The organism is Chryseobacterium jejuense, from assembly GCF_900100075.1.
GTDB lineage: Bacteria > Bacteroidota > Bacteroidia > Flavobacteriales > Weeksellaceae > Chryseobacterium > Chryseobacterium jejuense.
On record NZ_FNEG01000007.1, the window covers coordinates 122,976 to 149,022 of the forward strand.

Sequence of the window (26,047 nt, forward strand, 5' to 3'; positions counted from 1 at the left end):
CTTAGATAAAGAAATCCATATAAAATTAAAAAAGTCCTGCGAAATATCACAGGACTTTTTGATTTATTTTTTAGGCTTTTCAACTCCTTTCCATTCGTCACCGGCTTTTCTATACTGGCTTAAAGTGAAATTTTTGAAATCCTTTGTTTTGTATTCAATATTATCAGTATTCTGCTCGAAAGGCATGATGTAATAATATTCTACATCTGTTTTATCAGACTTGTTCCCTTTTTTTACAGTAGGAACATATTTTGAAAATTTATAGCTTGGAAGATACTGTCTTAATCTTGTGTAGAAAGATTTGTCTTCTTTTTCACTAGGAATAATATCTACAATGTTAAGGTCATCTTTTTTCTTATCCACCCAAAGATAATAGGTTTTTTCCTCTCCTAAATTTCTGTTGAAAGAATTGAAGGCAAACAATTCTTTAGGAACCAGTTCTTTGATCTTTTCAGGATCAACCTTCGTGTAGAATTGTCCTTTTGATGGGTCAACATAGGTTTCAAGGTTGTACATTAACACAGAATTGTTCTCGAAGTTTTTGTTTTTGAAGTATTGATTTAAAGATAATTCTGCAGTAGCTCTAAGTTCTTTATCTCTTTTATCCAGTTTTTTTGTCGGATTCTGAGGGTTTACATATTTTACAAACTCATATAAAACAACAGGTTTTATATCCTTTAAGTGAGGATAGGTTTTAAGCTGCTCAGCTTTTACCAGCCAGTAAAACTGTTGATAATAATCATCCTTATCAGCATCTTTCACGCTTTTATAAGCTAAAGCAAGCTTTTTTGAGTTCAGATATTTGCCATATTTTCCCTGTCCAAAAGCAAAACTGATGAATAATAAGGCAAATAAAACAGTAAGGTTTCTTCTCATTTTTTTATAATTGATATTTTCGTTTTCCAAATATAATTATTTATTAGATATTATTTTTGATTGTCAGTTAAATTGTGCTATATTGTTATAGTTAATTCAAGAAATAATCCCGTATTGCTACAGGATTAATAAATTATTATGATGAAATTTAATAAAAAGAGGGATAGTTTCTAATTTAAATAATAAATCTCAATAGTCAATTTTGCTTCGTAAGTGAATCGTGAATGGATTAAGTATTATGATAACTTAAAACTTTAAACATACCTAGTAAGTTGTTGCTGGATGCCAAAATTGATCATTCACCAATCACTCTCACTCTAAAACCCTCTCACTCTCAAACTCAACTAATACGACGTTTCGTGTACCTTAACCGATCTTCCACTTGGGTCGTTCATTTTTTTGAAAGCCTCATCCCATTCTAATGCGATAGGAGTAGAGCAGGCTACAGAGGGAACGGATGGTACAGTGGCAGCCGCAGTTTCACTTGGGAAGTGCTCTTCAAAAATAGTTCTGTATCGGTATTCCTCCTTGTTTTGTGGAGTGTTTAACGGGAATCTGAATCTTGCGTTAGTCATCATCTCATCCGTTACCTCTTTCTCAGCTACTTCTTTCAGAGTATCAATCCATGAATATCCTACACCATCTGAAAACTGTTCTTTTTGTCTCCATGCAATAGAAGCAGGAAGAAGGTCTTCAAAAGCTTTTCTTAGTACCCATTTTTCAATTTTTCCCTCAGCAACGTTAATCATTTTATCTTTTGGGTTAAGCATCATGGCGATATCCATAAATTCTTTGTCAAGGAAAGGAACCCTTCCTTCTATTCCCCAGCTCATTAAAGCTTTGTTAGCTCTCAGACAGTCATACAGGTGAAGCTTTCCAAGTTTTCTTACCGTTTCATCATGGAACTCTTTAGCGTTAGGAGCTTTATGGAAATATAAGTATCCACCGAATAATTCATCAGAACCTTCTCCTGACAATACCATTTTAATCCCCATTGATTTGATAACCCTGGCTAAAAGATACATCGGGGTGGAAGCTCTGATGGTAGTTACATCATAAGTTTCCAGATGATAAATTACGTCACGTACCGCATCCAATCCTTCCTGAACCGTAAAGTTAACCTCATGGTGTACAGATCCGATATGTTCTGCTGCTTTTTGTGCTGCAGCCAAATCAGGAGACCCTACAAGACCTACAGCAAAACTGTGTAATCTTGGGTACCATGCTTCCTGAGTATCGCCGCTTTCTATTCTTTGTCTTGCAAATTTTGCAGTTATTGCTGAAATAACAGAAGAATCTAAACCACCGGATAGTAAGACTCCGTAAGGTACATCACTCATCAGTTGTCTGTGAACAGCATCTTCAAGACCTTTTCTTAATTTGGAGATATCAGTCTCGTTTTCCTTCACGTGGTCAAAGCTTTCCCATTCTCTGGTGTACCATTGCTGAAGATCACTTCCGTCTTTGCTGTATACCAAATGTCCAGGTAAGAAGGTTTCAATAGTTTTGCATACCCCTTCTAAAGCTTTCAGTTCAGAAGCTACATAATAGTTTCCGTTCTTATCCCATCCCTGATAGAGTGGGCAGATTCCCATATGGTCGCGGGCAATAAGGTATACTTCATTTTCAGTATCATATAATGCGAAGGCGAAAATACCATTCAGTTTTTCCACAAAGTCTTTTCCGTGTTTTCTGTAGAGTGCAAGAATCACTTCACAATCAGATTGGGTTTGAAACTCGTAATCAGGAAATTCTTCTTTTAATTCTCTATGGTTGTAGATTTCACCGTTTACAGCTAATACTACTTTTCCGTCTTTAGTAAACAAAGGTTGCTTTCCGGAGGTTGGATCTACAATGGCAAGTCTTTCATGAGAGAAAACTACTTTTTCATCCTGAAAAACTCCACTCCAATCCGGTCCTCTGTGACGGATCTTTTTTGACATTTCTAAAACCTGAGGTCTTAATAGCTCAGTTTTTTGTTTAGCATCGAATAAACATACAATTCCACACATATTTTTATTATTTATGAGACAAAAGTAAAGGGGATGTTTATAAATAACAATGAAAAATATGTATAAGTTAATATTTTTAATTAAATAATTTATTTAAAAGAAAAATATCAACTATTTATAGAAATTAACATGTTTTTGCTTAATTTTTTTCGTTGGGCTAAAATTAATGTATTCTGTATACAAAATAAAAATGACATATTTCTTAATATATGATAATTTATTATGCAAATTTTAGCCCTTACTTTGTGGCTCGAAATAATTTTTTTTCATCATTTGTGTTTTTACCTTCTTGCAATTCTCATGCAAGAAGGTTTTGTTTTTATAGGGGGTTAACAAGCCCTTTGTTAGTAAATTAAAATCACTAACTATACTATTCAGACTTTGAAATGATTTTCCAGTATTAAATAGGAAGAAGCATTGTCAGCCGGTTATGTCATGAGTAATCGTTTTGTAGGAATTTTTTGAGAATGAGAACGTGTATCTGAGCATCCTTAGAACTGTATAGAAGACAGATAAGGTTAAGAAGATAGCCCAAGAGTTAGGTTCTTGTATTCATAATTATAATTTGCTATAAAGTCATTGAAGTTTATCAGTATACCCTACAGCATCAAAACGGTTAATCTATAGAGTTAGTAGAGAATAGTGGTAAAATGTTACATAATTATCTAAAAAAACAAAAAAACTACTCAAAGGAGTAGTTTTTATATCTAGAGGTATTGTATTATTAATTAAGAAACTCTCTCAATCAATGCCATATAGAATCCATCGTATCCTTCGCTTGGCATTACCTTCTCATCCTTGATCATTTTGAATCCAGGGTTGTTTTTAATGAATTCATCTACCTGAAGGTTGTTTTCAGATGGTAAGATAGAACATGTTGCATACACCATCTTTCCGCCTTTTTTAAGCATTTTGGAATAATCCTGAAGAATCTGCTGTTGTTCTTTTTTGATTCTGTCAATAAAGTCCTGATCGATTTTCCACTTACTGTCCGGATTTCTTTTCAAAACTCCAAGACCTGAACATGGCGCATCAATTAACAGTCTGTCTACTTTATCATGAAGACGCTTGATGACCTTGTTGTCAGAGATCATACGGGTCTCAATATTGTGGGCTCCGGCTCTTTTAGCACGACGCTTCAATTCAGTAAGTTTCCATTCGAAAATATCTAAAGCTATAATCTGACCTTTGTTTTGCATTAATGCAGCCAGGTGAAGTGTTTTTCCTCCTGCACCAGCACATGCATCCACAACTCTTTGTCCTTCTTTTACGTCAAGAAAATATCCGATCTTCTGAGAAGAAGCATCCTGAACTTCAAACAATCCTTCTTTAAAAGCTGTAGTAAGGAAAACATTCTTTTTCTCTTCCAACTGTACCGCATCAGGATAGCTTTTGATAGGGAAGGATACAACACCTTCGTCTGAAAGGTCAGAAATAAGTTCCTTGGTGGTAGTTTTTAATGAGTTTGCTCTTAAAACAGTAGGAGCCTGCTCATTCAAAGCAAGCATTTCTCTTTCCCATTTAGCACCCAATTCTTTTTCCAACGTTTCTGCCAACCAGTCTGGGATAGAATATTCTATGGCTTTGGTAGGAACTGTATTCTTTTTAAGTTTGGTAAGAATGTCCGCAATTTTGATTCCGTCAAACTCTTCAAACTTTTTATAATTGGTCTTGCTCCAAAGAAGGTAAGCAATGATAAGTTTATAAATATTGTTGGGTTTTACTCCTTCGCCCATATAATATTCAAGGCGTTTTTTCCAACGGATAATATTGTAGAAAATCTCAGAAACAACGGCTCTGTCCTGGCTTCCCCATTTTCTGTTTGCCTTTAAAAGTCTTTCAATAACTTTATCGGCATATTTGTTTTTCTCAAAAAATGTTTCCTGTAAGGCATCGTGAATTCCGATTGCCAAGTTTCTGTGAATAAGTTCCATAAGTTTGCTTCGCTGTTTGAATCTGCAAAAATACGAATTAAAGTTGAGAGTTGAAGATTGAGTTGGAGAGTTTGAAGGCTAGAGGGTTTTAGAGCAGGAGAGTGGGGGTGTTGTAGAGCGAATAATTGGGTTGCAATATTTATGAAGTTTATATCATTTACATTTTAACGCAGAGCTCGCTAAGTATTTTTATTATTTTACATGCTAAATCGATCGCAATGGCGTTTTACTCAGCAATGAATGAGTTGCTACCTTAGCTGAATGAAATGCCTTTGCGGGCAAAAATGCAGTGTTAGTCAAAAAACTTTGCGAGCATTAGCGTTTAAAATTGAGACAGTATTACGCTTAAGAATTAATTTGAGGTGTATTTTAATCTTTTAAACGCTATTAATAAATTGTAATCCTGAATCTATAAAGACTTTTCTTAAGATTCATATTTTTTTAGTCGGTTTGATGCCTTTTTATTCAGTGATAGATGAACCACTGTTTTTGCTTAAATGAAAAATCTTTGCAAATAAAGTATACATGGTTTATCAAAATCCTTTATTTTCTTTACATTTAGCTTAATTAATTTTATTTAATTCACTGGTTGGTGTGAAAATAAATCCTGCTTATTATCTACTATCCTGAACTTTATCTCTTGACTTCAACCTTTAAAAAGCCCTACCTTTGCAAAAATTAAAAATATGAGTGATACAGTACTTTGTCCGAAATGTAGCTCCGAGTTTACGTACCCAAACGATAACATGATGGTATGTTCTCAGTGTTTCTACGAGTGGAATCCTGAAGAAGCAGCTTCTGAAGCAGCAAACGAAGGGAAAATATTGGACTCTAACGGAAATGAACTTCAGGATGGTGATTCTGTAGTGGTCGTAAAAGATCTTCCTGTAAAGGGAGCACCAAAACCGGTAAAAGCTGGTACTAAAGTGAAAAATATCCGCCTAAGACCGGGAAGCGATCACAATATCGATTGTAAGATTGATGGTTTTGGGGCAATGGCTTTAAAGTCAGAATTTGTGAAGAAAGCATAATTAGAATTCACTTTTGATATGGGCTAAAGACCATAAAAAAAGGAAAAAATTGGACAGTGTAATCTTTCAAAGACTTAATTGCAAGATTGCTAATGTCCGTCTAAAAGGCAGAAAGAGAAATAACCAATAATTTCCTTATGCTGTGGAAATACAAATGTAAGAAAAAGTTTAATAACAGATTCTTATGTTTGTGTTTTTTTTATTGATAAGTGTAAGGGAATGTATAAGTTATGTGCTTTTGTTTAAACTTGTAAAGCTTACGTAAGCGTAGATAGCCAGGGCTTAAACATCAGAGTTTTGCTATCTCAATTTTCTGAAATTTAAATAAATGAAATACTGACAGAATCTTGTAGTTTATTATCAGTATACATCACCAATTCTTTATTCTTTACTTTAATTTTATTCCAATAATGATTCCCTGCAAATCGGCTTTCTAATACTTCGGCTTCGATACCATTTTCAGCTACTTTTATTCCTTTTGGATAATAGAAAAATTTTGAAAGCTGGAAGTCTGCCGCTTCAGTTTTGTTAAAGATATTCACTTCACCAAATAATTTGGCAACATAGGAATTGTATGGATTTTTGTAGGTTTCTTCCGGACTCTCATTCTGAATGAGTCTTCCATTCTGAAGAATAACAATCTGATCCAGCCATGGCATGATATCCTGAAGTTCGTGAGTAGAAATAACCAGAGAGATCTGATGTTCCTTCACATATCGGAAAAGTCTTTCTCTAAGCTCAATTTTTCTTGGGAAATCAAGGTTACTGAAAGGCTCATCAAGGATAAGAAGCTTAGGCATAACGGAAAGTGCTCTTGCAATGGCTACTCTTTGTTGTTGCCCGCCACTTAAATATTTAGGAAGTACGTTGGCAAACTCCTGAAGACCTACTACTTCAAGAAGTTCCATTACGGTTTCTCTTTTTCTTGTTAGATTGATATTCGAAATAAATTTACCCACATTTTCAGCAACAGTAGCATAAGGCATCAGGTCAAAATTCTGTGCTACAAACTTCATCTCAGCTTCTCCGGGAACAAGATTTCCTTTGGGACCCAATAGTCTGATTCCATCAAAAATAATCTCTCCGCTTTCCCAATCAAGCAGTCCATATACAAGGCTTAAAAGGGTAGATTTTCCGCATCCGCTTTCTCCTGCCAGGGCAATAATTTTATTGGCCTCAAATCTTAAATTAAGGTTTTGAAACAACGGTTTTTCTTTGGTGTGAGAGAAGAATAAATTGTTTATTTCTAAAAGCATATTACAAATGTAAGGTTTTTATGAAAACATAATTTTTTTTATTATATTAGCGGGAGTAATAAAAATAAATCAAAAATGAGAAAAAAACTGTTTTCGTTAGCTATTCCTGCTTTATTCGTGGCTGCTGTAATGGTTTCTTGTAAAAAAGATAAACCGCTTACCAGTGACAGTAATGAGGTGACTACAACCAAGGATGGTAACCAGTACACTTTGGATACGCTAAACAGTAAGGTTGAATGGAAAGGATATAAAGTATTTAAATCTGATAATACAAGCCACTTCGGAACCATTAAGTTTGAAAGTGGGGATGTAACAGTGAAGGAAGGAAAACTGGAAAGCGGTAAATTTGTTGCTGATATGAATTCCCTAACCTCTGTAGACTTGAAAGACAGTCCGGAAGATATGGGTAAATTAAACGGTCACCTTAAGAGTGGTGATTTCTTTGAAGTAGAAAAATTCCCAACAGCTTCTTATGAAATTACAAAAGTTACTCCAGCTACGGAAGGTGATTATAATACTCTTTTGGATGGTAATTTAACCATTAAAGGAATTACAAAACCAGTTCAGTTTAAAGCTAATATTTCTGTGAAAGATGGAGAAGTAAGTGTAGCTACTGAGCCTAAGGATATCAAAAGAGAAGAGTTTGGGGTGAAGTTCCAGGCTCCTGCTGAAAACGGGGTGATTAAAGATGAGGTAACTCTTCAGATCAACGTTAAAGCTTTAGAAAAGAAATAATTTTTTTATTTAAGTGAAATAAGTGATTGAAGTCTGCCTCCCGAAAAAGAGGCAGATTTTTTTATGACGGACTTATTATTCAACTTAAAAGTCGTATTTTTGCAAAACATTTTGAAAGGGTAAAATAATGATAGAAAAGATAGAAGAACTACTGATCGAAGTAAACGGCTTCAATGCTACCTCTAAGGAAGAGATAGAGAACTTCCGTATTAAGTACAACGGTAAAAAAGGAGTTCTGAATGATTTTTTTGAAAAATTTAAAGAAGTTCCTAACGACCAGAAGAAAGAATTCGGACAAAAGATCAATACTTTGAAACAAGCAGTTGCTGTGAAATTGGAAGACTTAAAAAGTACTTCTGCATCTTCTGTTATAGTAGAAAAAGAAGATCTTACAAGACCTGCATTTCCATTGGAACTGGGGTCAAGACATCCGATCAACCTGGTTAAAAACAGAATTATTGAAATCTTTAAATCCATTGGATTTGCTGTAGCAGATGGTCCTGAGATTGAAGATGACTGGCATAACTTTACCGCATTGAATCTTCCGGAATATCACCCGGCAAGAGATATGCAGGATACGTTCTTTATTGAGCAGAATCCGGATATTCTTTTGAGAACGCATACTTCTTCTGTACAGACTCGTTTTATGGAAGAAAATCAGCCGCCAATCAGAATTTTATCTCCGGGAAGAGTATTCAGAAATGAAGCAATTTCTTCACGTTCTCACTGTATCTTCCACCAGATTGAAGGATTATACATTGACGAGAATGTAAGCTTTGCCGATTTAAAGCAAACAATTCAGTTCTTTACTACTGAACTTTTCGGAAAATCTAAGATCAGAATGAGACCTTCTTACTTCCCGTTCACAGAACCAAGTGCTGAGATTGACGTATATTGGGGATTAAACTCTGAAACAGATTACAGAATTACCAAAGGAACTGGTTGGTTAGAAATCATGGGTTGTGGTATGGTAGATCCTGCTGTATTAAAGAATGTAAATATAGACTCTGAGAAATATTCAGGATATGCATTTGGAATGGGTATTGAAAGAATTACAATGCTTCTTTACCAAATGAGCGATATCAGAATGTTCTTTGAAAATGATATAAGAACCTTGGAGCAATTCAAGACATTATAATACAACAAACCTCCGGAGCTCCGGAGGTTTTTGTTTTTAATTACTGACCTAAGAAACAAAACGTAATTAAAAACGGATTTTTATTGAAAAATTTACACGTGTCTGTTTCTTATATCCATACTTTATGCGAAACAAAGTATTGACATAGCAGCCTCATTGCTGCTCCTATTATTAAGACAATTTGTATTGAAGATCTATTACATTCAAAATAAAGAATGCCTGTAAAAAATTACAGACATTAATACATTAAAAAAATTGGCTATATAGGTTTACTTGGTAAACTTTAAAGGATATTTTACATTTTTGTAATCGTCAATACTTGCTTTAAGTGATCCTACTGCTAATTCTGCTTTCAAAAGCATCGGTAAGTGGTTAGCATCATTGGAAACCCACATGGTTACCCCTTCTTTTTCCTTAAATACTCTTCCGCTTTTTACAGATGGGATAATCTTTAAACAATTAATAGTACCGAATTTTGTTTTTAAGTTCTCAGTTCCTGTCACTTTAAGCTGAAAAGGGAACATTTCATCATCAATCCATACATTCATATTGATTACGGTTCCTACTTTTAGTTCATCCGGACTTTTGCTTCTTAAATAATAGAAACATGAAAGCATATCCTGAACACCCTTCACAGACTTTATTACCTTTGAACCATTGGCTGGTGTTTTCTTATCGGTTAAAATTAAAGTATTGTTATCGTGATTGAAAGCTGTTTCAAAATGCTGACGGTAACCTCCTTCACGTACATTTCGTACATAGTAGCTTGGCAATCCGCTTGCGCTGTCAATAAAGCTTTCATAAAGGTCTTCTACTTTGAAGAAAGCTTTTACAGCACCCGTGGTTTGTCCGGTACCTTTTACATAGAGATGTGGAGCCCCTTTGTAGGTAGTCTTTTTAGTGGTAAGGTTGGCAGTTCCGGCATTTAAGAAGCCATAATGGATTCTAAGCGTGATGGATTCGCCATCTGAGATGTTATCAATCTGAGCAGACCCTAAAAAGAATATAAATACTGCAAAAAGGTTTAAAATTTTCTTCATAATATGACATTTACAAAAACGTTGCCAAATTTAATATCTTAAATAAGAGATATTTGATAAATCTCAGCTTTTTATTTAGAATCAATTAAATATGCTTCGCATTAAAATTAGTAAATTTGCAGTTACATGTATAATTAAATTATCTTAAATTATGATAACCACTGATATATTGATCATAGGTGCAGGGCCTACAGGGCTTTTCGCAGTTTTTGAAGCTGGTCTTTTAAAAATGAAGTGCCACATTATTGACGCACTTCCACAACCGGGAGGGCAATTGGCTGAACTTTATCCTAAGAAACCTATTTTTGATATTCCGGGGTATCCTTCAGTGAATGCTGGAGAATTAGTGGATAATTTGATGGAGCAGATCAAGCAGTTCCAACCTGGATTCACTTTAGGTGAAACCGCTGTTTCTTACACAAAGGTTGATGATGAGTGGTTTGAAGTGGTAACCAACAAAGGTACTGTTCATAGATGTAAAGCGATTGCTATTGCAGGTGGATTAGGAACTTTTGAACCTAGAAAACCTACTTTCGAAAATTTAGCTGATTATGAAGAAAAAGGTCTTGAATATTTCGTTAAAGAACCTGAGCACTTCAGAAATAAAAAAGTAGTAATTGCCGGAGGTGGAGATTCTGCCCTTGACTGGAGTATCTTCCTTTCTAATGTAGCAAGCGAAGTAACTTTAATCCACAGAAGAAATGAGTTTAGAGGAGCTTTGGATTCTGTAGAAAAAGTTCAGGATCTGAAAAATGCTGGGAAAATTAAATTAATTACTCCTGCTGAAGTTACGGGTGTTAGCGGTGACGGAAAAGTAGAAGCAATCACTGTACAGAAAGACGGTGAGGATGCTTTTGAAATTGAAACAGATTATTTCATTCCATTATTCGGATTGACTCCAAAATTAGGGGAAATCGGAAACTGGGGATTAAATATTGAGAAGAATGCGATTGTAGTAAACAACGCTCTTGATTATCAGACTAACATCGACGGTATTTACGCAATTGGAGATATCAATACTTATCCAGGTAAATTGAAGTTAATTCTTTGTGGTTTCCACGAGGCTACTTTAATGTGTCAGAGTGTTTATAACAGACTGAATCCTGGTAAAAAATTCGTATTAAAATATACAACCGTAAGTGGAGTAGACGGATTTGACGGAAGTCGTAAGGAAGCAGAGAAGGCTGTTGTGAAAAAAATTGACTAATTTTGCAGAATTATGTCAGATATTAATATTAAAATCACCGACAGAGAAGGTGTAACCCACGATGTTATTGCTCCAACGGATATGTCCATGAACTTAATGGAGATCATTCGTTCTTATGAATTGGCTGAAGAAGGTACTATTGGTGTATGCGGCGGAATGGCGATGTGTGCTTCATGCCAGGTTTATGTAATCAATGATCCTGGTCTGGAACCAATGGGAGATGAAGAAGATGCAATGCTTGCTGAAGCTTTCCACGTGAAAGATAACAGCCGATTAGGATGCCAGCTGCATATTGCAGATGCCATGGAAGGGCTTGAAGTGGAAATTGCTCCTTATCCTTAGAAAATATTTTTTAATCTTAATAAGAAACCCGTTCGAGTTTTTCGAACGGGTTTTTGTTTTTATGAATTATTGACTTTTATTTCTTAGCTGGTTGAAATTTCGGGTGTCCAGCCTGCCATAATGCAAAAGCGAAAATATCAGAATATTCTTTGAAGACTACATCCAGGTCACTTGTGAAATGACCGTTTTCGTAATTGACATACAATAGAACGGGTTTCTCAGATGCTGTACTGTTTTGTAGTGTTGCTGCAAATTTTGCTGGTTCCCATGGGGTAATTCTGGAGTCATTCATTCCGGTACGAACAATCACTGCAGGATATTTTACTCCTTTTTTAACCTTGCTTTGTGCGTCCATTTCAATAAGATATTTAGTATCCTCAGCATTCTTTAAACTTCCTACTTCAGGAATCTGATTAGCTCCATTGGCTGAGTTTTGAGAACGAAGAACATTAGTCATTCCTACTTCCGCGATAGCAACGGCAAATAAATCCGGTCTTTCTGTAATGGCTCTTCCAATAAGAACACCTCCCATACTGACTCCGTTACCAATTAATTTTGAAGGAGAAGTGTATTTTTGGTCAACAAGATATTCTGAACAGGCAATGAAATCTTTCCATGTATTAGGTTTTTTAGCTTTCATTCCGTCTTTATGCCAGTTTTCACCTTTTTCTCCACCTCCTCTCACATGGGCAATAGCAACAACTACACCTTGCTCAAGCAGTACAGACAACCTGTTTGAAAAGCGTGGAGTAGAAGAGATCCCATAGCCGCCATATCCGGTGATGTAAGCAAGTGTACTGCCATCCATTTTCATGTTTTTAGGATAGATAACAGAAAGAGGAACCATAGCACCATCATGGCTTTTTACTTCTACTTCTTTTACTACATAGGATGCATTATAATCAGGGTATTTGCTGTCCCCATTGAAATATTTACTTTTAATAACTTTCCCATCCTGAGGAGTGTATTCATAGAATGTATTCGGGGTAAGCCAGTTGCTGTTATTGCATTGCAGATGATCGTTTTCACGGGAGTTAAGGGAAGCGGAAGTATTGACTCCATTAGGTAACGGTACCTTTTTTATAGCTAATGTTTTAAGGTCAATTTGATATTTATCCTGAGTAATACCATTGTTTAAAGCATAGAATAAATAATTTTTAGAATTGTGTATTGACTTGATTACGGCATTACCCTCCGGAACGATAATTTTAGCATTATCAAAGTCAGGGTTTGACAGGCTCGTAAGTCCTATTTTGTAATTTGGTGCATTTTTGTGACTAAGGAAAAATAATTGATCTCCTTTAATAAAAGTTTGAGTAATATCGTCTGAAGCTTTTATAATCTGTTTCCATGTGATTTTTTTATCCTTTAAAGCAGAATAAGGAGCATAGAATTGAGGACTTTCCAATTTGGTAGAACCTATATTAAGGAAGATGTATTGATAGTCTTCAGAAAACTCAATCATTGGAAATTGCTCTGTTAGCATATTGATTTCGGGATTTGCCTCTCTTGATGCCAGTACAATATCCTGATCAGAATGGGTTCCCAGTTTGTGCAGCATTGCTTTCATCTCTTTCAAGAGCATATTGCTGTTGGGATCTCCGGTACTCATCTTGGTGTAAATAATAGATTGGTCATCTGGGGTAAACTCAAAGTTGAACTCACTCCAAATAGGACTCAGTGTATCGTCAAGTATTTTTTTTGTTTGTAAGTTTAAAATCTTAATCTCACAAATTTCACCACCGGATTGCGAAAATAGTAACGCTATTTTATTGCCTTTGGAATCTATTGAAAAATTAGTGACCTGAGCATTCTTTTTATATGTTTCGGGATCAAATATCAATGTTTCTTTTCCTGTAGAAATATCTCTGGTATATAGCTTGGAAAGCTTCTCGTTCTTTTTTGTTTTAAGATAGAAATAAAAATTTCCTCTTTGTTTCGCATAGCTGTAAGAATCACCTCCCATTTCCTGAACCTGCTTCATGCGATTATAAAGAGTTTCACGATTAGGTATTTTATCAATAATAATATGGCTGTAGTCTGACTCAGCTTTAAACCATGTTTGTACTTCTGGGCTTTTCAGGTCTTCCAGCCATTGATAATTGTCAGTAATCTTTGTTCCAAAATAATCATCGGTTACAGGTTTCTCCGGTGTTTTTGGGTAACTATATTGAGCGAAACCGATCTGGCTTAACAATAGACAGCCGGCTAGAAATACATTTTTCATGGCATTATTTCTTTTAATAGTGATAAAATTTTAATTGCAAAAATACTAAACTATGTCTAAGAAATGATGATAGATATATAAAAAAAGAAGGAATACTCTAAAAATATTCCTTCTTTGTATAATTAAACTTCTTCTTTAGAAATCCATTTTCCAACGGTAGGAGCCTGATAATTTTTCATCTTTTCCAGGAGTTCATCTATAGTGTCACTGATGAGAAGCATATCTCGATTTACAGCTTTTAAAAAGCCCTTATTTACCATATTTTCAACCAAATTAATCAGATCATTGTAGAATCCGTCAATATTCAAAATACCAATAGGCTTTTTGTGAAGACCAAGCTGTGCCCATGTGATCATTTCGAAGAACTCTTCCAAAGTTCCATAACCGCCTGGAAGAACGATAACACCATCACAAAGGTCACTCATTTTCGTTTTTCTCTCGTGCATGGTTTCCACAAGAACGAGTTCTGTAAGGTTTTTATGGGCAATTTCTTTAGCTTGTAAAAACTGAGGAAGAACACCAGTCACTTTTCCGTTTTCACTTAAAGCTCCGTTGGCTATGGTTCCCATTAAACCGGTTTCTGAGCCACCGTAAATAAGTTGTATGTTTTGTTTTGCTAAAGTCTGGCCAAGTAAAAATGCCTGTTCTTCATAAATTTTATCTGTGCCGAAACTTGAGCCGCAGAATACTGTAATACTTTTCATATTTAAATATTTTTTGGAACCATTAAGGTATTTTAAGTGATTAAGGAAAGGTAAGAAAATATCGGGGATATTCTTAAGTGGGGTGCTTTTCCAATCCGCTTGCGGATTCTTAATAATCTTAACTGCTTACAATATCTTAATGGTTTAAATTAAACTAAAAATATCCAAAATCAAAAGACTTTGGATATTTAATATAGTTATTTTACTATTTTATTTTTGAGGAATATTCGCTAAAATATCTTTCAGGAAGCTCCAGAATTTCTGAGCAGAAGGAATGTTCGCTTTCTCATCAGGAGAGTGTGCTCCTCTGATGGTTGGTCCGAAACTTACCATTTCCATTTCAGGATAATTAGCTCCAATGATACCACATTCTAAGCCTGCGTGACAAGCTACTACATGAGGTTTTTCATTGAATTTCTCTGTGTAGATCTTTTCCATAATCTGTACAATTTCAGATCCTGGTCTTGGTTTCCACCCTGGGTATGAACCACTGAATACTACATTCATTCCAGCCAATTCCGCTACAGACTTCAACTGTTCTGCTGTTGAATATTTAGAAGAGTCTACCGAAGATCTTGTAAGGTTAAGGATTTTTAATTCTCCACCTTTCAACTCAACTCTAGCAACGTTGTTAGAAGCTTCCACAAGGTCTGCTACATCAGGACTCATTCTGTATACTCCGTTGTGAAGAGCTTTTAAAGTAAGGATTACTTTTTTAGAATCAGCTTCTGAAATAGCGCTGTCAGAAGAAGTAGAGTTTTCAATATTGATCTGAAGACCTGCTTCTACAGACGCAAATTCTTCTAAAATTTCTGATTTAAGAACAGTAACTTCCTGGATGAACTCTTGTGCATTTCTTACTGAGATGACAGCAACACCTTCTCTTGGAATAGCATTTCTTAATCCACCACCATCAATAGAGATCAGTTCTATATTTTGATTTTCTAATCCTTTATAAAGAAGTCTTCCCAGGATAATGTTTGCGTTTCCGAAACCTTTATGAATATCCATTCCAGAGTGTCCTCCCTGTAAACCTTTTACTTCAATTCTTACAACTTGCCCTTTTGAAGCTTCTACTGCATAGTTTTGAGTAATGGTAACATCTACACCTCCAGCACAGCCTATGTCAATTTCATCATCCTCTTCCGTATCAAGATTCAATAGGATTTCTCCGGTAAGCTGCCCTGGTTTTAAACCAATAGCTCCAGTCATTCCTGTTTCTTCGTCAATGGTGAATAAAGCCTCCAATGCAGGGTGCGGGATGTCTGAACTTTCAAGAATAGACATAATAGTAGCTACTCCTAAACCGTTATCAGCTCCTAAAGTAGTTCCTTTTGCTTTTACCCAGTCCCCGTCAATTTCCATTTTGATTCCTTCTGTCTCAAAATCGAAATTAACGTCATTGTTCTTCTGGCAAACCATATCCAAATGCGATTGAAGGACAATAGCTTTACGGTTTTCCATTCCTGCAGTGGCAGGTTTTTTAATAATTACGTTTCCTACTTCATCTACAGTAGTTTCTAAGCCTAAATCTTCACCAAATCCTTTGATGAAAGCAATTACTTTTTCCTCTTTTTTAGATGGTCTTGGAACTGCATTTAATTTGGAGAAATTTTTCCAGATTATTTGCGGCTCTATGTTAGATAATGCCATTGAAATTTATTTTTCTCAAATTTACAAAATAAAAAATGCTTCTGTAGAATACAAAAGCATTTTTATGAGTTATAAAAGAATGAACAAGCAAATTTTCCAATGAGCTTATTCATTTTTTGTTGTTAACATCCACATTCTCCATAAATGGGTGTGGTAATAACACTGCCATCCGGTTTTTCAATCGTTAGGGTGCCTTCAAAGAGTAGAGCCTCTTCGCCTTTAATCTTTTTACCTTTTACGGAGATTTTGTAATCATTATTTTCTATTTCCTTGGTCAATTCTTCATCTACTTCCATATCACTTGAAGAGATAAGGTTCATAGCGAGTCTTTTACCATCCAGTTTCATATAGGCTGTTTTTCCGGCATCATCCGCATAGATATATTTTTCAGCTTCAAAATCAGACTTGTTTCTTGCAAAATAGCATGAACATTCTTTGATTTCTTCAGGGAATGAAATGGTTTCAATCTGAATTTTTCCAGAAGGAATACTAGCTGTAGCAGAATCTTTAGCAATACTTGATGAATCAGTGGTGGCGTTTGCAGACACTGTTTCTTTGTCTTTTTTACAGGCAACGAAAAGAAATGCAGAAAATAAAACGATTAGGTATTTCATGTGTTTGTGGTTTTGAAATGTTAGCCTCTTGCTCTTTCAAGAAGGGTCATCATTAATAAGGAAAGGATTACTAAACTTTCTTCCTCATCATCAATGTCAATTAATCTATCTAATTGGAATCTTCTTCCAAAGAATGAAGGCATTTTTTTAAGTTTGAAGTACGCTTTGCCGTCAATACCGGTAACGGTATAAGATGGGTTCAGGAAGTATCCTGTAAACATTCCGATGATAGGAAGTTCACCTACAAAGCTATCCCAGAATCTTACCCATGCGTTATCTTCCTGTACCTTGAACTTAGGTTGGTCATTAGCATCTAGAATATCATAGCTTGATTTCCAAAGAGAACGCATCCCTTTTCTTGCTAATCTACCATAGTTTTTGTTGTCTACAATATCATTTAAAGAATAAGAAGCATTGAAATCAATCCATTGATTGGCTCTGATTCTGAAAAGTTCTTTTGATTTGCTTTCATCATTGAAAACGATAACGTCTTCTTTCAGTTTGAACATTTTCTGACGTACGTATGCTACGTAATTCCCATTTTTGTCAGTAATGTTGAAGTCACTGGCCAGTGTCGAAATTTTAAACTTGAAATCCAGTGGATAATTTAGGTTGTTAAGTACCATGTGTTAGTTTATTTTTTTTTCATATTTAATTTGAGCCGCAAATATAATGGTTTTTTTATAGTTACAGCCTATAAGGATGAAGTTGGTGTTTAAAATATCAAAATGAGACATTATGTTGGCGAGAGTTGTTGACAAGAGATTTTGGAATGATAGATAATAGATGAAAGATAGTAGACATTCGCTGCAATAATATAACAATAGACGTTTTCTAAATTTCTAAATATGAATAGTGATTTTTGCTTCGTAGGTAAATCATGAATTGCTAAGACTGTAATAACTTTAAATATCAAAATTAACAAGTGCAGCGGATTGACAATTGACCATTCATTTTTTGGCATTCCGAAACTCAAAAAACTCCCCTTTAGAATAGATTGTTTTCCTTAAATATTGTTTATTTTTGTACCTATGGATTACCCAAGTAAAGTGTTGGCGAAGGCGGTTGATGAAATTTCAGGGTTGCCTGGAATCGGAAGAAAAACAGCTTTGAGATTAGCATTACATTTATTAAAGCAGCCCAATTCCAGAGCGGTGAGCCTTGGAAATTCCCTGATTAATCTTGTCAATGAAATAAAGTACTGTAAAGAGTGTCATAATTTTTCTGATTTTGACATCTGCGAGATTTGCAGCAATGAGAAAAGAAGCGGTGAGCTGATTTGTATTGTTGAAGATGTAAGAGACGTTATTGCCATTGAAAATACCGGGAAATACGGTGGAAAGTATCTCATTTTGGGTGGAAAGATTTCTCCCATGGAAGGAGTTGGTCCAAGCCAGCTGAATATTCCGAGTATTGAAAGAAAGCTGAATGAAGGGAAGGTAAAAGAATTTATCTTCGCCTTGAGTGCTACCATGGAAGGGGATACCACTGCTTATTATATTTATAAAAAGTTTAAAAACTTTAATGTGAATTTTTCAAGCATTGCAAGAGGAATTTCAGTAGGAGATGAACTGGAATATGCAGACGAAATTTCACTCGGAAGATCTATTATCAACAGGTTACCTTACAACGAAAAGGATTAATATGAAGCTGTCTATTATTATTGTTAATTACAATGTTACCCAATTACTCAGAAATTGTCTTTTATCTATTCAGAAATATGTAAAAGAAGTAGTGTATGAGGTGATTGTGATAGACAATGCTTCTACAGACAGTTCGTGGAAGAACCTTATTTCAGAGTTTCCAGCAGTGCATTTTATTCCTTCGGAAATTAACGGAGGTTTTTCAAAAGCCAATAACCAGGCAATACAGGCTGCAAAAGGTGAGTATGTATTACTTTTGAATCCTGATACGGAATTGGAAGGATTTTATATGAAAGACCTTTTAGACTTTTCGGATAATCAGCCGGATTTCGGATGCCTTGGAATACGGATGCATGATGCAGAAGGAAATTTCCTGCCGGAAAGCAAACGTTCAGTTCCGGATATGTTCAATTCCTTTGAAAAATTGTTCACCAATTTTAAAAAAAATAATTCAAAATCTTATTACAGGAATGATATTGAAGAAGATGCTATAGCTGAAGTGGAAGTAATGACAGGTGCATTTTTATTGCTAAAGAGAGAGGTTTATGAAAAGGTAGGCGGATTGGATGAAGCTTATTTTATGTACGGTGAAGATATTGATCTTTGCTATACTTTAATAAGGAACGGGTATAAAAACTATTATTATGGCAAGGCTTCTCTTCTTCATCACAAAGGAGAAAGTACTGTAAAAAATGATGTTTACCTGAACCGTTTTTATGGAGCAATGCAGATCTTTATCAATAAGTATTATAAAGAATCAAAACCGATGCAGTATTCCTTCTTAAAAGCGGGTCTGAAGCTTCGCCATCAGATTGAGAAGATTAAACTGAAGTAAATAGACTGGAAGCTTTAGATGTGGATGGTGGCAATATTTATCATTTGCTTTATAACTTCTTTACACTATAAATTAAACTGTGAAAATATAGTACAATAAAAAAAGCAACTCCCATTGAGTTGCTTTTTATATGTAGAAAAATAATCTTCTTATTTAGCCGGTGCAACTGGTGCAGGTGCCGGAGTAGTAGTTGAAGAAGCTGGTGCAGATTGTTTTGCCGGAGCTTCTTTTTTAACGGGTTGTTGAGCTGGAGCCACTTGTGATGGTTTACCAGTGATAACAACGCTTAAAAGGATAAGAACGATGATAGTTCCGCCTAGAGTCCATGTTGCTTTTTCCATGAAATCATTGGTTCTCTGTACTCCGAACTGTGCAGAAGATGCCCCTCCGAAAGTACTGGAAAGACCTCCACCTTTTGGGTTTTGAGCCATAACAACAATCACCAATAAAACACTGGCAATCATAATAAGAACCATCAATAGTGTAAATATAGTATCCATTAATTCTGATATCTTTTTGAATGGGCAAATTTAATCTTTTTTTACTGAACAACAAAAAAAGATATCGGTAAATATGGCAAAATCGCAAAAAAATAAAAATCAAACAATGATTTTACGCTTAAAACAAAGGAGAAGACAAATAGAAAGTCAAGAATGCTTAGAACAGATGTCTGAATTATTTTAAGTTTTCTCACAGGTTTTGCAGATTCTTTTAGGATAATGATCTCCTGAATCAACGAGGTTCAACAAAAAAGACTATCTCAAATTGAGATAGTCTTCTTCTGTAAAATTGTTTTGGTTATTATTTAAAATCAGAATCTTTAGCCTGATTAAGCTGATAAGACTGTACAGCCAGATTGATTTCCATACCACCCATATTCTGGATAATCGTGAATGGAAGTTTTACTCCGGATACATCTTTATAATCTGAGAAGTTAGTAGGCATAGAACCTCCTTCACCCATTTTTATCTCACCCGTTTTTAAACCGGTTTTTACACTGTAATAATAAGTTTGTTTTGGTCCTTTTACTACATAAGAATCTTCATTGTTGTATTTTTCGATTCCTGCCAGTTTTAATTCTGTAGATTTAGCGAAAGCAAGTTCCGGGAAAAGTTCCGGATCAGACATAGAGGCTTTTTGCTTATCATTTAAAGGTATTTTTTGTCCCTGTGCTTCAGCATATCCGTCTTTACCATCAAAAACGATTTTTTGAAGAGTATTGCCCATCATTTTCATTTCCATCATCATTTTTCCGCCTTTCCCCTGAATCAGTTTCATGTTCATATCCATTCCCTGAACTTTAGTAGAGGCATCAGCTGTAATGGAAGTCACTTTTTGAAGTGCCGCTAAACCACCAATAGCATTGATGTATTTATCCGCCACAGAACCAATGGTTACATTCGCGTCAACTTTCTGTGCTGTAGGTTTTGCTACCGGATTGGCTTCTTTATCAAAATATTTTACTGGATAGCCTAGTTTTTCTAATCCCTCAGAAATATCAGATGCTTTTCCTGCAATGAAGATTCGGCTCTGGTTAGGAAGGATTGTTGCTTTTACTGCGTTAGAAACATCTGCAGCAGTAACTTTATCAATAGATTTTAAATAATTGGTATAGAAATCTGCAGGAAGATCCTGAACTTTTTGATTCAAAGCGAACTTGGCTATCGTTTCAGGTTTTTCCAAAGACATAATGAAAGAACCTTTCAATTTAGCCTTAGCATTTTCAAGTTCTTCCGGTTTAACCGTAGAAATAGCGTTCAGCTCATTCATCATTTCTTTAACAGCTTTATCCGTAACTTCATTTCTTACGCTGGTTTCCGCTGAAAAATCAGGGGAATACTTGCTTGCATTCATGCTTGAATAAGCGCCATAAGTAAATCCGTTCTTTTCTCTAAGATTCATGAAAAGTCTGGCTTCACCACCACCACCAAGAATATAGTTGGCCATTGTAGCAGGGAAGTAATGCGGATCTTTCATCTTAAGATTGTTAAGATTGCTCACAGACAGTACAGATTGTACAGCAGACGGTACATCAACCACATTGATCTCTGTTTTGGAAACATTAGAAGCAGGCTCTAAAGCCGCAAACTTGGTGTTTGATTTTTTCCAGCTTCCAAAAGCTTTTTCAACAAGAGGTTTGATCTGATCTAATTTTACATCTCCTACAATCACTAGATAAGCATTATCCGGAGCGTAGTATTTATTGTAAATATTCTGAATATCTGCCAGCTGAATTTTATTGATGGATTCAATAGTTTCAAATTCACCTCTTGATGTATTTTTTCCGTACATCAAAGCGTTGGATACTCTTTCAGCAATGGAGGATGCATTTTTTTCATCAGCTTTTAATCCTTCAATGATTCTTTCCTTTCCATTCTTAATTTCTTCTGCTGAGAATTTTGGATTCACAATGGCGTCTGCCATTAGTCCTAATACTTCAGGGAAATATTTTGAAAGAGAATTTGAAGCTGCTCCGTTAGAAGAGAAGTTGATAGTAGCTCCCAGAAAGTCTACCTTTTTATTAAAGTCATCCTTGCTTAGGTTGGTGGTTCCGTTATCAAGCTGTTCTGCCATCAATTGGCTTACCCCAGCTATATTTCCTTCAAAGTAAGGAGGCCTGTCCATGGAAAGAGTGGTATTTACCCTTGGAAGTTTGTTATTTTCAACCACCATTACGGTTAACCCGTTACTGAGCTGAAACGTTTTTGGTTTGGCAATATTAATCGCAGGAGTAGGTCCCGGTTTAGGCATTGCATTAAGGTCAATTTTTTGGGCAGAAAGCATTCCTGCAAATAAAAATGCCGCTGCTATATAAGTGAATTGCTTTTTCATGGGTAAATTATTTTTTCTCAGGAACGTAGTTGATGATGATTCTTTGGTTGGAATTCAGATACTTTTTAGCTGCATTTTGAATATCCTGTTTAGTGATAGATCTGTAGATATCAATTTCCTTATTGATAAGGTTTGTATTTCCCATCAATACATGGTTGGTAGCTAAAGAAGCTGCAATTCCCTGAATGCTTGAGTTCTGATTTACAAACTGGTTTTCAAACTGGTTTTGAATCTTTTGATAATCCTCATCGGAAATTAAAGTGGTCTGAAGTTTTTTAATCTCCGCATCAATATCAGCCTGTAAAGTCTGCTTAGATGTCTGTCCCATCGGAATAGCAAAGAATGCAAAAATACTGTAATCTTCAAGTCCCTGATTGAAAGCCGCTACCTGAAGCGCTTTTTTGTCCTGGTCAACCAACTTCTTGTATAAAACAGAAGATTTTCCATTGCTTAAATAAGAAGAAAGCATATCTAAAACATAAGCATCTTTTTCCTTATTAGCCGGGGTTCTGTAAGCGAAAACATAAGCCGGAAGCTGAATGTTCGGATCTGTTGCTGTTACTTCTTTCTCCTGAGTAATCGGAGCATCTTTAGGGAAGTCTTTTGAAGATATTGTTCCTTTTGGAATACCACCATAATATTCTTCAATCCATTTTTTAGTCTGCTCAGGTTTAATGTCTCCTGCAACCACTAAGGTAGCATTGTTTGGAATATAGAATTTCTTATAGAAAGCCTGGAACTCTTCAAGCTTTGCAGCATTCAAGTCTTCCATAGAACCAATCGTTGGCCAATTGTAAGGGTGATTGGTAAACAAGTTTTTTTGAATGGTTGAGAAAAGGTTTCCATAAGGTTGGTTATCCATTCTTAATCTTTTTTCCTCTTTTACAACTTCTCTCTGGGTATCTACTCCAATCTGATTGATAACTGCATGACGCATTCTTTCAGCTTCCATCCAAAGTCCAAGTTGTTCATTATTAGAAGGGAACGTTTCGTAGTAATACGTTCTGTCGTTGGTTGTATTGGCATTGTTTTGCCCTCCGTTTGAAGAAACAATCTTAAACCAATCTCCTCTCTTAATATTTGGAGTTCCTTCGAATAAAAGATGTTCAAAGAAATGAGCAAAGCCGGTTCTTCCTTTTACTTCATCTTTTGCTCCTACATGATACATGACACCCGTAGTGACTACCGGAGCCGAATTATCCTGATGAAGAATTACGTGAAGACCATTGGGAAGATCATACTCTTCGAATTTAATTTGCTGTGCATTCAGCATGAGCCCGAAGAAAGCTACGGCAGCAGCCGAAAGAAGTCGCTTTTTCATAAAGTTAGAAATTGTTTATCTATTAGTAGGAAAAGTGAATTAAATGTTACAGAATAAGGATGAGAAGTTAATGAGATGATAAGTGAATAGTCAATCCGCTTCGCTCGTCAATCCCTATCTGTAATCTCTTTATCTTTAATCTTCTTTCGTCTTTAAAAATACATATGCTTCCAAAATTTGAATTCTCCTCTGAATATCTTAATTTTGTGTTCCCAAAATTTTTTTGCAGTATGGATTATCTGAAAGGACTCAATGAATCACAATATGAAGCTGTTACCTCTTTACAAGGCCCTCTGATGGTACTTGCAGGAGCTGGTTCCGGAAAAACACGTGTGCTTACCATGCGTATTGCCCACCTTATCCATAACGGGATAGACCCTTTCAATATTCTGGCACTTACCTTTACCAATAAAGCGGCCCGTGAAATGAAGGAACGTATCGCAAAGGTAGTAGGAGACAGCAATGCAAGAAGTTTATGGATGGGAACATTCCACTCGGTTTTTGCGAGAATTTTAAGAATTGAAGCCCATTATCTGGGGTATCCTTCTAATTTTACTATTTATGACCAGCAAGATGCTCTGAATGTGATTAAAAAAGTATTGAAGGATATGAATATTGATGCTGATCTTTATAAACCTAAAAAAGTTCAGGCAAGAATTTCAACCTATAAAAACAACTTGATTACCGTTAAAGCTTATTTCAACAATCCTGAACTGATGGAAGCTGATGAAAAAGCAAACATGAAGTTTATCGGACAGATTTACCAGAGATATGTTGAGCAGTGTTTCAAAAATGGATCAATGGATTTTGATGACTTATTGTTGAAAACCAATGAACTGTTGACACGTTTCCCTGAAGTATTGGCGAAATATCAGGACAGATTCAGATATATCATGGTAGATGAGTACCAGGATACCAACCACTCACAGTATCTTATTGTGAAAGCATTAGCTTCCAAGTTTGAAAATATCTGTGTGGTAGGAGATGATGCCCAGTCTATTTACTCTTTCCGTGGAGCTAATATCTATAACATCCTGAATTTTAAAAAGGATTATCCGGATGCCATTACAGTATCATTGGAGCAAAACTATCGTTCTACTCAAAATATTGTAAATGCAGCGAATGTAGTTATTGCGAAAAACTTACAGCAGTTTAAGAAAAATGTCTTCAGTGATAACGAGGAAGGAGATAAAATTAAAATTTACCGTTCCCTTTCTGATGCTGATGAAGCCAACTTCGTAGCCGGAAATATCTGGGAACTTCGTAACCGTGATCAGAGAAAGTATAGCGATTTTGCTATTTTATATAGAACCAACTCTCAGACCAGAGCATTTGAGGATGCCCTGAGACGTAAAAATATTCCATACAAAGTATATGGAGGTCTTTCATTCTACCAAAGAAAAGAAGTTAAAGATTTAATCGGCTACCTGCGTCTTTTAATTAATGAAAATGACTCGGAAGCATTGATGAGAATCATTAACTATCCAACCAGAGGAATTGGAGAAACAACGCAAAATAAATTGATTGTTTTTGCAGATGCTCAGAATCTTCCTGTAGCAAAAGTTCTCGATAATCTTCCCATATATGCTCCTCAATTAGGGCTGAACAACGGTGTTTTAAATAAATTGAATGACTTCTGGTCAATGATTAAGGCATTTCAGGTATTATTGAAGACTGAAACGGCTTACAGCGTTGCTATGGAAGTAGCTAAGCGTAGCGGTTTGATCAAGTTCTTAAAAGATGACCAGACTCCGGAAGGAATTTCCAGAGTAGAAAACGTTCAGGAATTAATGAACTCCATGCAAGGGTTTATTGAAGAACAGATGCAGCTTGAAGATGGAGATCCGAGTCTTTCCAATTTCCTTGAGAATATTGCCTTATCGGCAGATACTCAGGATAAAAACCTGGAAGATGATATGGTTTCATTGATGACGATTCACCTTTCCAAAGGTCTTGAATTCCCTGTAGTTCATTTGGTGGGTCTTGAGGAAAATCTTTTCCCAAGTTTCATGAGTTCTGCCACCAGAGAAGATCTTGAGGAAGAAAGAAGATTGTTCTATGTTGCATTAACCAGAGCTGAGAAGCAAGTGTTTTTCTCTTATGCTGTTTCCCGTTTCCAATGGGGGAAAATTACTGATGCAGAACCATCAAGATTCCTGAGTGAGATTGATGATGAATATATTGAATTCCTTAACCCGGCGTTGGAGAAAAGATTTATCAATAATTCAGGGGTAAGATCCAATATCTTTGATGAACATCCATCAGAAGGAAAATCATTCAAAAAGGTAGAGAAAAAGACGCTTAACAGAGAAGATAATTCAAAACCTGCTCCGGAAGCTAGAAAACTGAAACCGGTGAGCACTGCCAAAATTATCAATCCAAGTGGTGCATCGTCTCAGGATATTGAAGTGGGAGATAAAGTGAGACACGACCGTTTCGGAATAGGAGAGGTTGCTTTCCTGGATGGAACAGATCCTCAGAATATCAAAGCAAAAGTAGTATTCATACACGAAGGGGAGAAGAACCTGATTCTGAAATATGCTAAACTTACCAAGATTTAAGTTTGAAAAATAGCTTTTAAATAAGATAAACGGATTCATTTTTTTGAATCCGTTTTTTTATGAAATTTCTTTAAGTTATTAGAAAA

The 26,047-nt window shown here is 35.6% G+C and carries 21 protein-coding genes; 8 read left to right on the forward strand and 13 right to left on the reverse strand.

Annotated features, from left to right (window positions below; translation table 11 throughout):
• Window positions 1-63: 63 nt before the first annotated feature.
• From BLS98_RS19825 to BLS98_RS19835, 3 genes are all read right to left on the reverse strand, one after another.
• Window positions 64-906: a hypothetical protein gene (locus tag BLS98_RS19825; protein ID WP_045493655.1), complete on the reverse strand. Its 843-nt coding sequence runs from the start codon at window positions 904-906 to the stop codon at window positions 64-66.
• Window positions 907-1,220: 314 nt separating this feature from the next.
• Complete coding sequence (gene asnB, locus BLS98_RS19830; RefSeq protein WP_089738720.1) at window positions 1,221-2,888, reverse strand: asparagine synthase B; 1,668 nt, start codon at window positions 2,886-2,888, stop codon at window positions 1,221-1,223.
• Window positions 2,889-3,616: 728 nt separating this feature from the next.
• Window positions 3,617-4,822, reverse strand: a complete 1,206-nt coding sequence (locus tag BLS98_RS19835; RefSeq protein WP_089738721.1) for an RsmB/NOP family class I SAM-dependent RNA methyltransferase — start codon at window positions 4,820-4,822, stop codon at window positions 3,617-3,619.
• A 686-nt stretch (window positions 4,823-5,508) separates the two neighbouring features.
• On the opposite strand from BLS98_RS19835, the gene BLS98_RS19840 reads away from it, so the two are divergent.
• Window positions 5,509-5,853, forward strand: coding sequence for a zinc ribbon domain-containing protein YjdM (locus BLS98_RS19840; protein ID WP_045493665.1), 345 nt, complete (start codon window positions 5,509-5,511; stop codon window positions 5,851-5,853).
• A gap of 320 nt (window positions 5,854-6,173) precedes the next feature.
• On the opposite strand, the gene BLS98_RS19845 is transcribed toward BLS98_RS19840, so the two are convergent.
• The gene (locus BLS98_RS19845) at window positions 6,174-7,109 is read right to left on the reverse strand and encodes a sulfate/molybdate ABC transporter ATP-binding protein (protein ID WP_089738723.1); all 936 of its coding nucleotides are present in this window, start codon (window positions 7,107-7,109) and stop codon (window positions 6,174-6,176) included.
• Window positions 7,110-7,184: 75 nt separating this feature from the next.
• Here BLS98_RS19845 and BLS98_RS19850 point away from each other — a divergent pair, with 75 nt between their 5' ends.
• Window positions 7,185-7,844: a YceI family protein gene (locus tag BLS98_RS19850; RefSeq protein WP_089738724.1), complete on the forward strand. Its 660-nt coding sequence runs from the start codon at window positions 7,185-7,187 to the stop codon at window positions 7,842-7,844.
• A 127-nt stretch (window positions 7,845-7,971) separates the two neighbouring features.
• Window positions 7,972-8,982: a phenylalanine--tRNA ligase subunit alpha gene (gene pheS / locus BLS98_RS19855; protein ID WP_089738727.1), complete on the forward strand. Its 1,011-nt coding sequence runs from the start codon at window positions 7,972-7,974 to the stop codon at window positions 8,980-8,982.
• 269 nt (window positions 8,983-9,251) lie between these two features.
• On the opposite strand, the gene BLS98_RS19860 is transcribed toward pheS, so the two are convergent.
• Window positions 9,252-10,022, reverse strand: a complete 771-nt coding sequence (locus tag BLS98_RS19860; RefSeq protein ID WP_089738729.1) for a DUF3108 domain-containing protein — start codon at window positions 10,020-10,022, stop codon at window positions 9,252-9,254.
• 151 nt (window positions 10,023-10,173) lie between these two features.
• Between BLS98_RS19860 and BLS98_RS19865 the strand changes: the two genes are divergently transcribed.
• Window positions 10,174-11,229 carry an NAD(P)/FAD-dependent oxidoreductase gene (locus tag BLS98_RS19865; RefSeq protein ID WP_089738731.1) on the forward strand — a complete coding sequence of 352 codons (1,056 nt, stop codon included), beginning with the start codon at window positions 10,174-10,176 and terminating at the stop codon, window positions 11,227-11,229.
• Window positions 11,230-11,241: 12 nt separating this feature from the next.
• Window positions 11,242-11,571 (forward strand): 2Fe-2S iron-sulfur cluster-binding family protein, encoded by a 330-nt coding sequence (locus BLS98_RS19870; RefSeq protein WP_045493683.1) that lies wholly within the window; start codon window positions 11,242-11,244, stop codon window positions 11,569-11,571.
• Window positions 11,572-11,647: 76 nt separating this feature from the next.
• Here BLS98_RS19870 and BLS98_RS19875 read toward each other — a convergent pair whose 3' ends face one another.
• The 5 genes from BLS98_RS19875 to BLS98_RS19895 form a co-directional block, all read right to left on the reverse strand.
• Window positions 11,648-13,798 (reverse strand): prolyl oligopeptidase family serine peptidase, encoded by a 2,151-nt coding sequence (locus BLS98_RS19875; RefSeq protein ID WP_089738733.1) that lies wholly within the window; start codon window positions 13,796-13,798, stop codon window positions 11,648-11,650.
• A gap of 122 nt (window positions 13,799-13,920) precedes the next feature.
• On the reverse strand, window positions 13,921-14,502 hold the full coding sequence (locus tag BLS98_RS19880) for an LOG family protein (protein WP_089738735.1): 582 nt from the start codon (window positions 14,500-14,502) through the stop codon (window positions 13,921-13,923).
• A gap of 210 nt (window positions 14,503-14,712) precedes the next feature.
• The gene (locus BLS98_RS19885; protein ID WP_089738737.1) at window positions 14,713-16,155 is read right to left on the reverse strand and encodes an aminoacyl-histidine dipeptidase; all 1,443 of its coding nucleotides are present in this window, start codon (window positions 16,153-16,155) and stop codon (window positions 14,713-14,715) included.
• A gap of 122 nt (window positions 16,156-16,277) precedes the next feature.
• Window positions 16,278-16,769 carry a hypothetical protein gene (locus tag BLS98_RS19890; protein WP_089738738.1) on the reverse strand — a complete coding sequence of 164 codons (492 nt, stop codon included), beginning with the start codon at window positions 16,767-16,769 and terminating at the stop codon, window positions 16,278-16,280.
• A gap of 20 nt (window positions 16,770-16,789) precedes the next feature.
• On the reverse strand, window positions 16,790-17,395 hold the full coding sequence (locus tag BLS98_RS19895) for an LURP-one-related/scramblase family protein (protein WP_089738741.1): 606 nt from the start codon (window positions 17,393-17,395) through the stop codon (window positions 16,790-16,792).
• 405 nt (window positions 17,396-17,800) lie between these two features.
• Here BLS98_RS19895 and recR point away from each other — a divergent pair, with 405 nt between their 5' ends.
• Together recR and BLS98_RS19905 are read left to right on the forward strand one after the other, a co-directional pair.
• Window positions 17,801-18,412, forward strand: coding sequence for a recombination mediator RecR (gene recR / locus BLS98_RS19900; protein ID WP_068939607.1), 612 nt, complete (start codon window positions 17,801-17,803; stop codon window positions 18,410-18,412).
• The gene (locus BLS98_RS19905) at window positions 18,408-19,247 is read left to right on the forward strand and encodes a glycosyltransferase family 2 protein (protein ID WP_089738880.1); all 840 of its coding nucleotides are present in this window, start codon (window positions 18,408-18,410) and stop codon (window positions 19,245-19,247) included. Before recR ends, BLS98_RS19905 begins: the two co-directional genes overlap by 5 nt.
• Before the next feature lie 149 nt (window positions 19,248-19,396).
• Here BLS98_RS19905 and secG read toward each other — a convergent pair whose 3' ends face one another.
• The 3 genes from secG to BLS98_RS19920 form a co-directional block, all read right to left on the reverse strand.
• Complete coding sequence (gene secG, locus BLS98_RS19910; protein ID WP_089738742.1) at window positions 19,397-19,747, reverse strand: preprotein translocase subunit SecG; 351 nt, start codon at window positions 19,745-19,747, stop codon at window positions 19,397-19,399.
• Between the two features lie 301 nt (window positions 19,748-20,048).
• Window positions 20,049-22,079: a M16 family metallopeptidase gene (locus BLS98_RS19915; protein ID WP_089738744.1), complete on the reverse strand. Its 2,031-nt coding sequence runs from the start codon at window positions 22,077-22,079 to the stop codon at window positions 20,049-20,051.
• 7 nt (window positions 22,080-22,086) lie between these two features.
• The gene (locus tag BLS98_RS19920; RefSeq protein ID WP_089738746.1) at window positions 22,087-23,400 is read right to left on the reverse strand and encodes a M16 family metallopeptidase; all 1,314 of its coding nucleotides are present in this window, start codon (window positions 23,398-23,400) and stop codon (window positions 22,087-22,089) included.
• A gap of 230 nt (window positions 23,401-23,630) precedes the next feature.
• On the opposite strand from BLS98_RS19920, the gene BLS98_RS19925 reads away from it, so the two are divergent.
• Window positions 23,631-25,961, forward strand: coding sequence for an ATP-dependent helicase (locus BLS98_RS19925; RefSeq protein WP_089738748.1), 2,331 nt, complete (start codon window positions 23,631-23,633; stop codon window positions 25,959-25,961).
• Window positions 25,962-26,047: the final 86 nt, after the last annotated feature.